9 protein-coding genes are annotated in these 13,112 nt (G+C 71.2%); 8 read left to right on the top strand and 1 reads right to left on the bottom strand.

All coding sequences use genetic code 11. From position 1 onward, the window contains the following. Positions 1 to 49 precede the first annotated feature (49 nt). The 8 genes from ABZ267_RS30080 to ABZ267_RS30045 all read left to right on the top strand — a co-directional run bounded on the left by ABZ267_RS30080 (position 50) and on the right by ABZ267_RS30045 (position 12,156). A complete protein-coding gene (locus ABZ267_RS30080; RefSeq protein ID WP_356752969.1) occupies positions 50 to 1,795 on the top strand; it encodes a hypothetical protein in 1,746 nt (581 codons plus the stop codon). Between the two features lie 207 nt (positions 1,796 to 2,002). Then, the gene (locus tag ABZ267_RS30075) at positions 2,003 to 3,304 is read left to right on the top strand and encodes a cytochrome P450 (protein WP_356752967.1); all 1,302 of its coding nucleotides are present in this window, start codon (positions 2,003 to 2,005) and stop codon (positions 3,302 to 3,304) included. Continuing rightward, the gene (locus ABZ267_RS30070) at positions 3,301 to 4,545 is read left to right on the top strand and encodes a cytochrome P450 (protein ID WP_356752965.1); all 1,245 of its coding nucleotides are present in this window, start codon (positions 3,301 to 3,303) and stop codon (positions 4,543 to 4,545) included. The genes ABZ267_RS30075 and ABZ267_RS30070 overlap by 4 nt, the downstream gene beginning before the upstream one ends. 317 nt (positions 4,546 to 4,862) lie before the next feature. Then, positions 4,863 to 6,365, top strand: coding sequence for an aldehyde dehydrogenase family protein (locus ABZ267_RS30065; protein WP_356752963.1), 1,503 nt, complete (start codon positions 4,863 to 4,865; stop codon positions 6,363 to 6,365). 98 nt (positions 6,366 to 6,463) lie between these two features. Further along, positions 6,464 to 8,083: a GMC oxidoreductase gene (locus ABZ267_RS30060; RefSeq protein WP_356752961.1), complete on the top strand. Its 1,620-nt coding sequence runs from the start codon at positions 6,464 to 6,466 to the stop codon at positions 8,081 to 8,083. Next, positions 8,080 to 9,195, top strand: coding sequence for a glycine betaine/L-proline ABC transporter ATP-binding protein (locus tag ABZ267_RS30055; RefSeq protein ID WP_356752959.1), 1,116 nt, complete (start codon positions 8,080 to 8,082; stop codon positions 9,193 to 9,195). Before ABZ267_RS30060 ends, ABZ267_RS30055 begins: the two co-directional genes overlap by 4 nt. Continuing rightward, complete coding sequence (locus ABZ267_RS30050; RefSeq protein WP_356752957.1) at positions 9,195 to 11,180, top strand: ABC transporter permease subunit; 1,986 nt, start codon at positions 9,195 to 9,197, stop codon at positions 11,178 to 11,180. The genes ABZ267_RS30055 and ABZ267_RS30050 overlap by 1 nt, the downstream gene beginning before the upstream one ends. A gap of 1 nt (position 11,181) precedes the next feature. After that, on the top strand, positions 11,182 to 12,156 hold the full coding sequence (locus tag ABZ267_RS30045) for an ABC transporter substrate-binding protein (RefSeq protein ID WP_356752955.1): 975 nt from the start codon (positions 11,182 to 11,184) through the stop codon (positions 12,154 to 12,156). A gap of 122 nt (positions 12,157 to 12,278) precedes the next feature. Here ABZ267_RS30045 and ABZ267_RS30040 read toward each other — a convergent pair whose 3' ends face one another. Then, entirely contained in the window at positions 12,279 to 13,046 is a 768-nt protein-coding gene (locus ABZ267_RS30040; protein WP_356752953.1) for a hypothetical protein, read from the bottom strand. Positions 13,047 to 13,112 lie beyond the last annotated feature (66 nt).

Genomic DNA, 13,112 nt, shown 5'->3' with positions numbered 1-13,112 from the left:
CTCTCCTCACCTGTCCGCCCAGTCCGCCTTCGTCCCCCGGAGCCCCGCGTTGTCCTCGGTGCCGTCGCTGCTCAGCCGTTCCTCCGCCCGGTTCCGCCGTGCCGTCCGGCCCGGCCACGACCGGTGGAACACCTGGGACCCGCCGAAGGCGCAGGTGCTCGGAGTGGCGCGCACGCTCACCTCCGCCACCCGGCTGGTGGACGTCATGCACCTGCTGCGCACCGAGGACGGGATCGACAAGTACTTCACGGTCAACCCAGGATCCGCGTTCGCGGACGGGCTCGACGCCTATCTCGCCGGGCTCGGCGTCCAGGTGCTGAGCTGGAAGGAGGCGACCCGGCGCTCCTTCGACCTGGCCGTCAGCTGCTCGGTCCACCCGACGATGCGCCGGCTGGACGCGCCGCTGATGGTGCTGCCGCACGGCGCCGGCTACAACCGGCTCGTCACCGAGTCGACGGGCGACACACTCGCTCCCGCCGGACTCTCCCGGCGGGAGCTGATGTGGCGGGGCAAGGTCGTCCCGGAGGCGATCGGCGTCTCGCACCAGAGCCAGATCGACCGGCTCGCCGAGACGTGTCCCGAGGCCGCGCCGTACGCCTTGGCCGTCGGTGACTGGTGCTTCCAGCGCATCACCGCGAGCATGGCGCACCGCGACCGCTACCGCTCGCGGCTCGGCGCGGTCGACGGGCGGCGGCTGGTGGTCGTCCACTCCACCTGGAGCCGCCACTCGCTCCTCGGCCGCCACCCGGAGCTGCCGCTGCGCCTGGTCACCTCGCTCCCGGCGGACGAGTTCGCCGTCGCGGCCGTCTTCCATCCCAACGTCTGGGCCCGCCACACCCGGCTCGGTGTGCTGGAGCGGCTCGGCGCCGCGATGGACGCCGGTCTCATGATCATCCCGCCGCAGGAGGGGTGGCGCGCGGCGGTGGTGGCCAGTGACTGGGTGGTCGGCGACCATGGCAGTACGACGTTCTACTCGGCCGCCGCCGACCGCGTCACGCTGCTCGCCGCCACCGGCCTGGACGAGCTGGACCCGGCGTCGCCGGCCGCCGCGTTCGGGCACGGTGCGCCGCGGCTGGATCCGGACGGTGATGTGTACGCGCAGCTGCTGGCGGCGGCCGGCTGCCACGACCCGGCGGAGCTGCGGCCGGTCGTGGACCGCCAGCTCGCCTCGGTGGACACCTCGGGCGAGGTGACGCGGGCCCGGATGTACGGGTTCCTGGCCGGGCGCGGGGTCGGGGTGCCGGCGACGGCTCCGCAGCCGCTGCCCGTACCGGCGCCCGAACCCGTACGCCGTACGGCCGCCACGGCGTACGACGTCACCGGCGCGCACGACGCCCGGGGCACGGTCGACCTCCAGCGCCGGCCGCTGGTGGCCGGACACCACACGGAGGCCCTCGGCTTCTACGCGGTCACGACGGAGGAGAACCATCCTCACTGGCCGCACGCGGCGGAGGTGCTGGCCCGCACCGCCGCGGACGCCGAGGTGGCGGCCCTGGACTGGGTGGCGGACGCCGCCGTGCGGTACGAGAACCTCAACGTCCTGGTGGCACGGCTGGACGAGAGCCGCTGCCTGGTCCGGCTGCGCGGCGGACGCCGGCTGGAGGCCCGTACGGAGCGGTCCTGGGGCGCGCGGCGGCCTCCGCTCGATCCGGTGCTGCTGGGATCGGCCGTCAACCTCTGGATGACCGACGCGGACCGTGCGAAGGACCTCACGGACGGCCTTGCGCTGTGCACGGGCGAGTGGCGGATCGAGGTGGTGTTCACCGAGCAGGACACGCCGGGTCCCGGTCTCTGAACCGGAGGCAGAGCGTCCGGTGTCGATCTTGTGATCAAACCTGCACAGATGTCGTACGAGAGTGATCGGCGCAGCGGTCGCGCTTGACCGGGACCGTGCGGAAAAGGGCGCGATTCGGCCCCGCCGGTTCACCGAACCTCCTTATAGTGGTGCCGCGTTGATCGTATGGTCGCAACGCGCGAAGCCGTCGCCACTGGAGTCCGTACGATGACGAACCCCTCGTCCGCCACGCCCGCGTCCTCGGCCGGTGGAGGCGGTGGCTGCCCCATGGGCTTCGGCACGGGAGCCGTTCCGCTCAGCGGGCCCGGCTTCCACACCGAACCGCAGGCGCTCTACCGCACCATGCGGCGCGACCACGGCCCCGTCGTCCCGGTCGAGCTGCCCGGCGGATTCCCCGCCTGGCTGGTGATCGGCTACCGCGAGCTCCACCAGGTCACCAGCGACGGTGAGTTGTATCCACGGGACGTCTCGCTGTGGAACCAGTGGGAGCACATCCCCGCAGACTGGCCGCTGCTGCCCATGGTCGGCACACCCATGCCGTCCATCTACTTCACCGCAGGAGCCGAGCACCGGCGCCATGCGGAGATGGTCGTCCCCGCGCTCGAAGCGGCCGACCCCTTCGAAATCCGGCAGCACTGCGAGCAGTTGGCGGACCGGCTGATCGACGCCGTGTGCAGCCGCGGCACCGCCGACCTGGTCGCCGAGTTCGCCGAGCCGCTGCCCGTCCTCGTCCTCGCCCGCCTCGTCGGCTTCCCCGACGACGAGGGCGCCGACATCGCGCAGGTGCTCAAGGACCTGGCCGACGGCGGGCCCGGCGCCCAGAAGGCCCACCTCCGCTTCGGCGAACACATGCACCGGCTCGTCGCGGCCAGGCGGGCACGCCCCGGCGACGACGTGACCTCGCGGATGCTGGCCCATCCCGAACCGTTCACCGACGAGGAGTACGCGCTCGACCTCATGGCCATCACGGCCGCCGGCCACCTCACCACCGCCGACTGGATCAGCAACTCCACCCGGCTGATGCTCACCGAGGACCAGTTCGCCGACGCCCTCTCCGGCGGCCGGCACAGCGTCGCCGAGGCCATGAACGAGGTGCTCTGGGAGGACGCGCCGACCCAGATCCTGGCCGGCCGGTGGGCCTCGCGCGACGCCCGGCTCGGCGGGCAGAACATCGCCCGCGGCGACATGCTCCTCCTCGGTCTCGGCGCCGCCAACGGCGACCCGCACATCCGCCAGCAGGTCACGGACCTGGTGGTCCGCTCCGGACGCGGCGGCAACAACGCCCACATGGCGTTCAGCCACGGCGAGTACCGCTGCCCCTTCCCGGCCCAGGAGATCGCCGAGATCATCGCCCGTACCGGCATCGAAGTCCTCCTCGACCGGCTGCCCGACCTCGAACTGGCCGTCCCAGCAACCGAATTGGTGCGCAGGCCCTCCGCCTTCCTGCGCGGCATGACCTCCCTGCCCGTCCGCTTCACCCCCGTACGCACGACAGGAGACGCGTTGTGACATGCCCGCACGCCGGAGCCGACCGGGGCGCCGGAGCCATCACCATCGACCCCATGGTCCAGGACCTCGACGGAGAGACCGCGCGGCTGCGTGACGCCGGTGTGTTCACGCGGATCGAGCTGCTCGGCGTGCCCGCCTGGACGGTCACCCGCCACGCCGAGGCGCGCCAACTGCTCGTCGATCCACGGCTGGTGAAGGACATCGACGCCTGGGGCCTGTGGCGGAGCGGAGTGGTGACACGTGCCTGGCCGCTCATCGGCATGATCGACGCCGGACGGTCGATGTTCACCGTGGACGGGGCCGAGCACCGGCGGCTGCGTACCAAGACCTCGCAGGCGCTCACGCCGCGGCGGCTCGAAGCGATCCGTCCCGCCATCGAGAAGTTCACCGAGGAGCTGCTGGACCACCTCGACGCGGCGCGCGGCGAGGACGGGGTCGTCGACCTGAAGGCGGTCTTCGCCCAGCCGCTGCCGATGAAGGTCGTCGGCATGCTGATGGGCGTCGACGAGTCGCAGCACGCCATGCTGACCCGGCAGTACAAGGCGTTCTTCTCCATGCTCACTCCGCAGGACGAACGCCTCGCGCTGCTGGCCGAGTTGGACGTCTTCTACACCGACCTCGTACGCGAGAAGACCGCGCACCCGACCGACGACCTCACCAGTGCGCTGATCCTGGCCGAGGAGGGCGGCGAGCCGCTCACCGAGGAGGAGGTGGTGGGCAATCTGAAGGCGATGGTCGCCGCCGGGCACGAGACGACGATCGGCCTCATCCTCAACGCCGTACGCGCGCTGCTCTCACACCCCGACCAGCTGGCGGCGGTGCTGGCCGGCGAGGTGGGCTGGGACGCGGTGATCGAGGAGACGCTGCGCTGGGACACGCCCACCACCCACCTGCTGATGCGGTTCGCCACCGAGGACATCACCGTCGGTGACACCGTGATCAGGGAAGGCGAAGGCGTCGTCATCTCCTACCGCGCCATCGGCCGCGACACCGGCCAGCACGGCGACGACGCCGACGCCTTCGACATCACCCGCGCCACCCGCAACCGCCACATGACCTTCGGCCACGGCCCGCACATCTGCCCCGGCGCCGCGCTCTCCCGCGTCGAGGCGGCCGTCGCCCTGCCCGCACTCTTCGCGCGCTTTCCCGGACTGCGGCTCGCGATCCCGGACGCGGAGATCACCAAGCTGCCGGTGATGACGCAGAACGACATGGCGGCCTTCCCGGTGCTGCTGGGCTGAGGGCCGCGCCTGTACGGGCTCCCTGTCGTAAGCCGTCCCGACCCGATTGCCTCGCCGGACCTCCGGCGCGCCGGTGAGTGAACCATGCTCTCCGGCGCGCCGCCTCGCGCTGCCCAAAGTGACCGGCGTTGCGCCCGCCCGCGCCCCAGCAAGCTCCTCCAAGTGAGCTGCATCACGCAGAGTGAGATTCTTGGCATACATTCCGGCGGACGGGGGAGGGGCCCGGACCGCTGGTGCGGCCGTACCCCGGTCCACCGCGCAGGACGCCCTCGGCCGAACCGGCGGGGGCATTTCGGGTACGGAAGGCGAAAAGAGACATGTCGGCGCTCAGTACCATCCACATAGACGGCACCTGGCGGGCCGCCGGATCAGGCGCCACGCGCGAGATCCTCGACCCCGCCGACGCCACCGTCCTGGCCACCATCGCCGAGGGCGGCGTCGCGGACACCGATGCGGCGATCGCGGCGGCGCGGCGCGCCTTCGACGACGGCCCCTGGCCGCACAAGCCCGTCGCCGAACGTGCCGGGCTGCTGCGCCGGGTCGCCGGCCTCCTCCAGCGGGACCGCGAGGAGATCGCGATCACCGAGAGCCGCGACACCGGCAAGACCCTCGAAGAGGGCCGGGTCGACGTGGACGACGTGACGAACGCCTTCCGCTACTTCGCCGACCTCGTGATGAACGAGAGCGGCGGCCGGGTCGTCGACGCGGGCGACCCCGACGTCCACAGCATCGTCGTGCACGAGCCCGTCGGCGTCTGCGCCCTCATCGCGCCCTGGAACTACCCGCTCCTCCAGGCCAGTTGGAAAATCGCCCCGGCCCTCGCCGCCGGCAACACCTTCGTGCTGAAGCCCAGCGAGGTCACCCCGCTCTCCACCGTCCACCTGATCAAGCTCCTCGCCGAGGCCGGCCTGCCCGACGGCACCGCCAACCTCGTCACCGGCGCCGGCGACCCGGTCGGCGCCCGCCTCTCCGAGCACCCGGACGTCGACCTGGTCTCCTTCACCGGCGGCCTCGCCAGCGGTACGAAGGTGGCCCAGGCCGCCGCGCCGACCGTGAAGAAGGTGGCCCTGGAGCTCGGTGGCAAGAACCCGAACGTGGTCTTCGCCGACGCCTGCGCCACCGACGAGGGTTTCGACACCGCCGTCGACCAGGCCCTGAACGCCGCCTTCTTCCACAGCGGCCAGGTCTGCTCCGCCGGCGCCCGTCTGATCATCCAGGACAGCGTCAGCGAGCGGTTCGTCACCGAGCTGGCCCGCCGCGCCGACGCCATCCGCCTCGGCCGCGGCACCATCGACGGCGTGGAGTGCGGCCCGCTCGTCTCCGCCCAGCAGCTCGCCAAGGTCGAGGCGTACGTCGCCTCCGCCCGCGAGGAAGGCGCGATCGTCCGGGCCGGCGGCGAGCGCCCGAAGCCCAGCGACGTACGCCCCGAAGGCGGCTACTTCTACCGGCCGACCGTCCTGGACGGCTGCCACCGCGAGATGAAGGTGGTCCGCGAGGAGACCTTCGGCCCGATTCTCACCGTCGAGACCTTCCGTACCGAGGAAGAGGCCATCACGCTGGCCAACGACACCGACTACGGCCTCGCCGGCGCCGTCTGGACCACGGACGCGGGCCGGGCCCGCCGGGTCGCCGGACGGCTGCGCCACGGCACCGTCTGGATCAACGACTACCACCCGTACCTCCCGCAGGCCGAGTGGGGCGGCTTCGGCAAGTCCGGTACGGGACGTGAGCTCGGCCCCACCGGCCTCGCCGAGTACCGCGAGTCCAAGCACATCTACCAGAACCTCAACCCGCGCCCCCAGCGCTGGTTCGCCGGCTGACGCCTGCGCGGGTCCGGAACGACCTGACTCCTGGGCCCCACCCGGCTGTTTCGCAGGACCACGCACACGCACGAACCTTGCAGAAGGAGCAGTGACCGATGCCTCCCACCCCTCGCAGCACCGCGGTCCCCGACCCCGAAGGCCCCGTGGCCGACTACGTGATCGTCGGCGGCGGCACCGCCGGATCGGTCATCGCCTCCCGGCTCACCGAGGACCCGGACGTCGCCGTCACGGTCATCGAGGGCGGCCCCACCGACATCGGCCGCGACGACGTGCTGACCCTGCGGCGCTGGCTCAGCCTCCTCGGCGGCGACCTCGACTACGACTACCCCACCACCGAGCAGCCGCGCGGCAATTCGCACATCCGCCACAGCCGCGCCCGGGTCCTCGGCGGCTGCTCCTCGCACAACACGCTCATCAGCTTCAAGCCGCTGCCCGGCGACTGGGACGAGTGGGCCGAGGCGGGCGCCGAGGGCTGGGACGCGGCCGCGATGGATCCGTACTTCGCCAAGCTGCGCAACAACATCGTCCCGGTCGACGAGAAGGACCGCAACGCCATCGCCCGCGACTTCGTCGACGCCGCGCAGGCGGCGGCCGGGGTCCCGCGCGTGGACAGCTTCAACAGCAAGCCGTTCCACGAGGGCGCCGGCTTCTTCGACCTGGCCTACCACCCGGAGAACAACAAGCGCTCCTCCGCGTCGGTCGCCTACCTCCACCCGCACATCGAGGCCGGTGACCGGCCAGGCCTCCGTATTCTGCTGGAGACTTGGGCCTACCGGCTGGAGTTCGACGGCAGCCGCGCCACCGGCGTGCACGTCCGTACGAAGGACGGCGAGGAGATCCTGCTGCGCGCCGCCCGCGAAGTCATCGTCTGCGCGGGCGCGGTGGACACGCCCCGGCTGCTGCTGCACTCCGGCATCGGTCCGCGCGCGGAGCTCGAAGCGCTGGGCATCGAGGTGCGCCACGACCTTCCGGGCGTCGGCGAGAACCTGCTCGACCACCCGGAGTCCGTCATCGTCTGGGAGACCGACGGGCCCATTCCGGAGAACTCCGCGATGGACTCCGACGCGGGACTCTTCGTCCGCCGCGATCCCGAATCGAGGGGCCCGGACCTGATGTTCCACTTCTACCAGATCCCGTTCACCGACAACCCGGAGCGGCTCGGCTACGAGAAGCCCGAGCACGGTGTGTCGATGACGCCGAACATCCCGAAGCCGCGCAGCCGTGGCCGCCTCCGCCTCACGAGCGCCGACCCCGAGGTCAAGCCGGCCCTGGATTTCCGGTACTTCACCGACGAGGACGACTACGACGGCCGCACCCTGGTCGACGGCATCAAGCTCGCCCGCGAGATCGCCGCCACCGAACCGCTGGCCCGCTGGCTGAAGCGCGAGGTCTGTCCCGGACCCGAGGTCACCTCGGACGAGGAGATCAGCGAGTACGCCCGCAAGGTCGCCCACACCGTCTACCACCCGGCGGGCACCTGCAAGATGGGCGCCACCGACGACCAAGCGGCGGTCGTGGACCCGCAGTTGCGCATCCGTGGCCTGGACGGCATCCGGATCGCCGACGCGTCCGTCTTCCCGACCATGCCCGCCGTCAACCCGATGATCGGCGTCCTCATGGTCGGCGAGAAGTGCGCCGAACTCCTCGCCGGGCAGGCGCACACCGCCGCGCCGGGCACCAGCACCAGTACCAGCACCGGAGGCGATGTCCGATGACCGGAACCGAGAAGCAGAGCGTGCGGCACACGGACGACCCGGTCTTCTCCGTACGCAACCTCTGGAAGGTCTTCGGCCCCAAGGCCGACCGCATCCCCGGCAGCGAGCACGCCGCGCTCCCGCCCGCCGAACTGCGCGAGGCCACCGGCTGCACCGCCGCCGTCCGCGATGTCTCCTTCGACGTCCGCAAGGGTGAGGTCTTCGTCGTCATGGGCCTGTCCGGCTCCGGCAAGTCGACCCTCGTACGCTGCCTGACCCGGCTGATCGAGCCCACCAGCGGCACGCTCTCCATCGACGGCGAGGACGTCCTCGCGATGGACCGCGCCCGGCTGCGCGAACTGCGCCGCCACCGCGCCGCGATGGTCTTCCAGCACTTCGGACTGCTGCCGCACCGCACGGTGTTGGACAACGTCGCCTACGGCCTGGAGATCCAGGGCCTGAGCAAGACCGAACGCCGTTCCAAGGCGGCCGAGTTGGTGGAGAAGGTCGGCCTCGCCGGCCTGGAGGACCGCCGACCGTCCCAGCTCTCCGGCGGCCAGCAGCAGCGCGTCGGCCTCGCCCGCGCGCTCGCTGTCGACCCGTCCGTCCTCCTCTTCGACGAGCCGTTCAGCGCGCTGGACCCGCTGATCCGCCGCGAGATGCAGGACGAGGTGGTCCGGCTGCACCGCGAGGAGGGCCGCACCATGGTCTTCATCACCCACGACCTCAGCGAGGCGCTGCGCCTGGGCACCCGGATCGCGCTCATGCGCGACGGCGGGATCGTCCAGCTCGGCACGCCCGAGGAGATCGTGGGCTCGCCCGCCGACGATTACGTACGCGAGTTCGTCCGGGACGTGCCGCGCGAGCAGGTCCTCACCGTCGCCACCGCGATGCGTCCCGCGCTCGCCGGAGAGAGCGAACGCGGCCCGGCCGTGCGTCCCGACGCCACCGTGTACGAGGCCATCGAGGCGGTCTCCCGCTCCGGCGACCCCGCCGCCCGCGTGATGGACGGCGGCCGGCTCGTCGGCGTCGTCGACCAGGCGTGCCTGCTGGACGTGGTGGCCGGAACAGCCGCGGCCGACGGCCCCACCGCTCCGGACGCACCGGACGGCACCCGCGAGGTGACCGTCTGATGGCCACCGCTCAGGCCACCCCCGTCCGCCCCGCGCAAGCGGGCGCACGCCGGGGACCGCTGGCCGCTCTCCGCGCACGACCGGTGGCCGGAAAGCTCCTGCTGCTCGTGCTCGCCGCCGTCATCCTCGTCCCGCTCGCGCACAGCCGCTGGGGCGGCGGCATCTGGCCGGACGCGCTCACCGCCGACCTGTCCGGGCCGCTCGGCAACGTCACCGACTGGATCGTCTCCAACCGGGACAACCACCCGCTCTTCCTCTACTTCTTCGGCCACATCAGCAACGCCGTCGTGCTCTCCGTACGCGGTGTCTATGTGGTCCTCCTGGCCCTCGGCTGGGCCGGAGTCACCGTGCTCGCCGCAGCCGTAGCCTGGCGGGTCGCGGGCATCCGGCTCGCGCTCACGGCGACCGTGTCGTTCCTGGCGTGCGGGCTGCTCGGCATGTGGGTGCCGACCATGCAGACGCTCGCGCTGATGGTGGTGGCCGTCCTCGCCTCCGTCGTGCTCGGCCTCCTCCTCGGCCTGGCCGCCGGCCTCTCCGACCGCGTCTTCCGCATCCTGCGCCCGGTGCTCGACACCATGCAGGTGCTGCCCGCCTTCGCGTATCTGCTGCCCGTGGTGCTGATCTTCGGCATCGGCGTGCCGGGAGCGGTGCTCGCCACCGTCGTGTACGCGGCTCCGCCGATGGCCCGGCTCACCGCGCTCGGCCTGCGCGGCGCGGACGGCGGCGTCATGGAGGCCGTGGCCTCGCTCGGCGCGACCGGACGGCAGCGGCTGCTGAGCGCCCGCCTCCCGCTGGCCCGCAAGGAGCTGCTCCTCGGCCTGAACCAGACCATCATGATGGCGCTCTCCATGGCCGTCATCGCCTCGGTGATCGGCGCCGGCGGCCTCGGCGACCGCGTGTACCAGGCGCTCTCCTCCGTCGATGTCGGTGCCGCCCTCGCGGCCGGCATCCCGATCGTGCTGCTGGCCGTCGTCCTGGACCGTACGACGGAGGCGGCCGGCCGCCGCATCGGTACCGAGCCCACCGGCCCGGCCCTCCTGCGTGGCCGGCGCGGCTGGACCCTGGTCGCCCTGGTCACCGCCGTCGTGGCTCTTGTCGGACGCCTCACCGACGGCCGCGTCTGGCCCGAAGACGTCACCGTGGCCATCGCCGGACCGGTGAACACCGCCAAGGACTGGATGGTCGACCACCTCTACACCGGCGTGCCCGTCGTCGGCGGCACCGCCGACCTGGCATCGCACTTCACCCGCGGCATCCTCAACCCGCTGCGCAGCGGACTCACCGGCCTGCCCTGGTGGTCGGTGCTGCTCATCGTCGCCGCGCTCGCCTGGACCATCGGCACCTGGCGCACCGCCGCCACCGCCGTCCTCGCGATGGCCGCGATCGGTGTCCTCGGCGTCTGGGAGCCGTCGATGGACACGCTCAGCCAAGTGCTCGCCGCCGTGGCGGTCACCTTGGTCATCGGCTTCGCCATCGCGATCGGCGCGGCCCGCAGCGAGCGCCTGGAACGGCTGCTGCGACCGGTCCTGGACGTCTTCCAGACCATGCCGCAGTTCGTGTACCTGATCCCGGTCGTCGCCCTCTTCGGCGTCGGCCGCGCACCCGCCGCCGCCGCGGCCATCGTCTACGCGCTGCCCGCCGTCGTCCGCATCACCACCCAGGGCCTGCGAGGCGTCGACCCGGCCGCGATGGAGTGCGCCCGCTCGCTCGGCGCCACGCCGGGCCAGCAACTGCGCCAGGTCCAGATCCCGCTGGCCCGGCCCTCCTTGCTGCTCGCCGTCAACCAGGCGGTGGTTTTGGTCCTCGCGGTCGTCATCATCGGCGGACTCGTCGGCTCCGGCGCACTCGGTTACGAGGTCGTCCTCGGCCTCGCGCAAGGCGACCTGGCCACCGGGCTCGTCGCCGGAGCCGCGATCGTCTGCCTCGGCCTGATGCTCGACCGGGTCACCCAGCCCACCACCCGCCGCCAGCGACAGGAGAGCTGAGATGAACCGCTCCCGAACCCGCCTGCTCGTGGCGCTCGCCTCGGCCACCGCCCTGCTCACCACGGCGGGCTGCGGCGCCACCGACATGACCAAGCAGGCCTCCCCGTTCGCGGCCCCCGCCGGGGTCAAGACGGTGACGCTGTCCGTCCAGTCCTGGGTCGGTGCCCAGGCGAACGTCGCCGTGGCGGAACAGCTCCTCAAGGACAAGCTCGGCTACCGCGTCGACCTCGTCCAGACCGACGAGGTCCCCGCCTGGGACGCCCTCAGCCAGGGCCGCGTCGACGCGATCCTGGAGGACTGGGGCCACCCGGACCAGGAGAAGCTGTACGTCGACGAGAAGAAGACCATCGTCCGCGGCGGCGACCTCGGGGTCACCGGCCACATCGGCTGGTACGTACCGAAGTACTGGGCCGACAAGAACCCGGACGTCACGGACTGGAAGAACCTCGACAAGTACGCGAAGGAACTGCGGACCGCCGAGAGCGGCGGCAAGGGCCAGCTCATGGACGGCTCGCCGTCCTACGTCACCAACGACGTGGCCCTGGTGAAGAACCTGGACCTGGACTACAAGGTGGTCTTCGCCGGCTCCGAGGCGGCCCAGATCACCCAGATCCAGCAGTTCGCCAAGGAGAAGAAGCCCTTCCTGAGCTACTGGTACCAGCCGCAGTGGCTCTTCAACGAGGTGCCGATGGTCGAGGTGAAGCTGCCGGAGTACACCGAGGAGTGCGCGGCCAAGGACCCGAAGGACATCGACTGCGCCTATCCGACGACGCCGCTGCAGAAGTTCCTCAACGCCGACTTCGTGGAGCGCGGCGGAGACGCGGCCTCGTTCCTGAAGAAGTTCCACTGGTCGGAGAAGGACCAGAACGAGGTCTCCGAGATGATCGCGTCCCAGCGGCTCACCCCGGAGGAGGCGGCGAAGCGCTGGATCGACCGCCACCCGGACGTCTGGAAGAAGTGGCTGGGGAAGGACTAGCGGCCATGTCGACCGAAGGGGGAGCGGCGGCCCTCGTTTCGGCGGCCGCTCCCTCGGCCCTGACACGGGATCAATTTCTTTGTGCTGAAGCCCACCTAAGGGACTTTTCTCGCTTCGGAGCCCTACCCGAGCAGGTCAGTGCCCGCAGAAATCAGAGTGCCCACGGCCGCCAGAGCGGCAACGAGCACCCCGACGGCGGCGATCTTCTCCATCGCGCCGAGACGGTTCCATAGGCCGCCGGTGGGCAGCGCTCGAGTCGGTTCCAACACCCCGCGGCTGACCCACGCGAGAGCCGCGGTGTAGAGCGACGTACCCAAGCCCAAAAGTATGTATCCGACGATGATGAAGGGGCCGCAGGCGTCGAGGACGTTCTTCACAGACGCTCCCGACCGGCCTCCGTCGGCCACCACCGAGAAGGCCATGGCCAGCACGCAGATGATCAACACGCCGACGGCAACGGTCCAGTTCAGCGGACGTGGCGTCCGAGCCTTCGGAGATGCTCGACCGCCGATCGCGTCGTCCTGCAGGAACAGCCTGATCTGTGTGTCCGTGCCGTACACGAGTGTGGCGTCGCTGCCGGTGACGCTCGTCGTCACCTTCTTCGCGGACAGCGATATGGTCACCGTCCGCCGGCCTGCCGGATCGGTGGCCGTGAAAGTGAGGTTGTCCCAGGCGTCCGGGTCGCCAGGCAGGGGAGCGGCGCGGACAGTTGCCAGGAGGCCTGCCAGTGTGGGCTCGGTGAATGTGCGACTGTGCCGCTCGTGAGAGAACTCGATCTCGCCGGGCTGGAATCCTTGCCCAGCGACCGTGAACAGCGCGTCGAGCTCACGGCGACCGAGTCGGCATCGGTACAGGTGAGTCGACAGGTTGATGGCAGGCGGGGTGCTCATGAGTGGGATCCTTGCACCTACTCCAGCCGGCCCGCGTCCGGTTGCCCACCCTTGCGACACACCTGG

This window comes from Streptomyces sp. NPDC006174 (assembly GCF_040614075.1).
In the GTDB taxonomy this organism is placed as follows: Bacteria; Actinomycetota; Actinomycetes; order Streptomycetales; family Streptomycetaceae; genus Streptomyces.
The sequence above is the reverse complement of the archived record's forward strand: the minus strand, read 5'-3'. Positions and strand labels throughout refer to the sequence as shown.

What these genes read in the sequence shown, in the direction of transcription:
- ABZ267_RS30075 (WP_356752967.1), top strand. Translation starts at nt 2,003, where the DNA reads ATGACGAACCCCTCGTCCGCCACGCCCGCGTCCTCGGCCGGTGGAGGC.
- ABZ267_RS30065 (WP_356752963.1), top strand. Translation starts at nt 4,863, where the DNA reads ATGTCGGCGCTCAGTACCATCCACATAGACGGCACCTGGCGGGCCGCC.
- ABZ267_RS30060 (WP_356752961.1), top strand. Translation starts at nt 6,464, where the DNA reads ATGCCTCCCACCCCTCGCAGCACCGCGGTCCCCGACCCCGAAGGCCCC.
- ABZ267_RS30055 (WP_356752959.1), top strand. Translation starts at nt 8,080, where the DNA reads ATGACCGGAACCGAGAAGCAGAGCGTGCGGCACACGGACGACCCGGTC.
- ABZ267_RS30050 (WP_356752957.1), top strand. Translation starts at nt 9,195, where the DNA reads ATGGCCACCGCTCAGGCCACCCCCGTCCGCCCCGCGCAAGCGGGCGCA.
- ABZ267_RS30045 (WP_356752955.1), top strand. Translation starts at nt 11,182, where the DNA reads ATGAACCGCTCCCGAACCCGCCTGCTCGTGGCGCTCGCCTCGGCCACC.
- ABZ267_RS30040 (WP_356752953.1), bottom strand. Translation starts at nt 13,046, where the DNA reads ATGAGCACCCCGCCTGCCATCAACCTGTCGACTCACCTGTACCGATGC.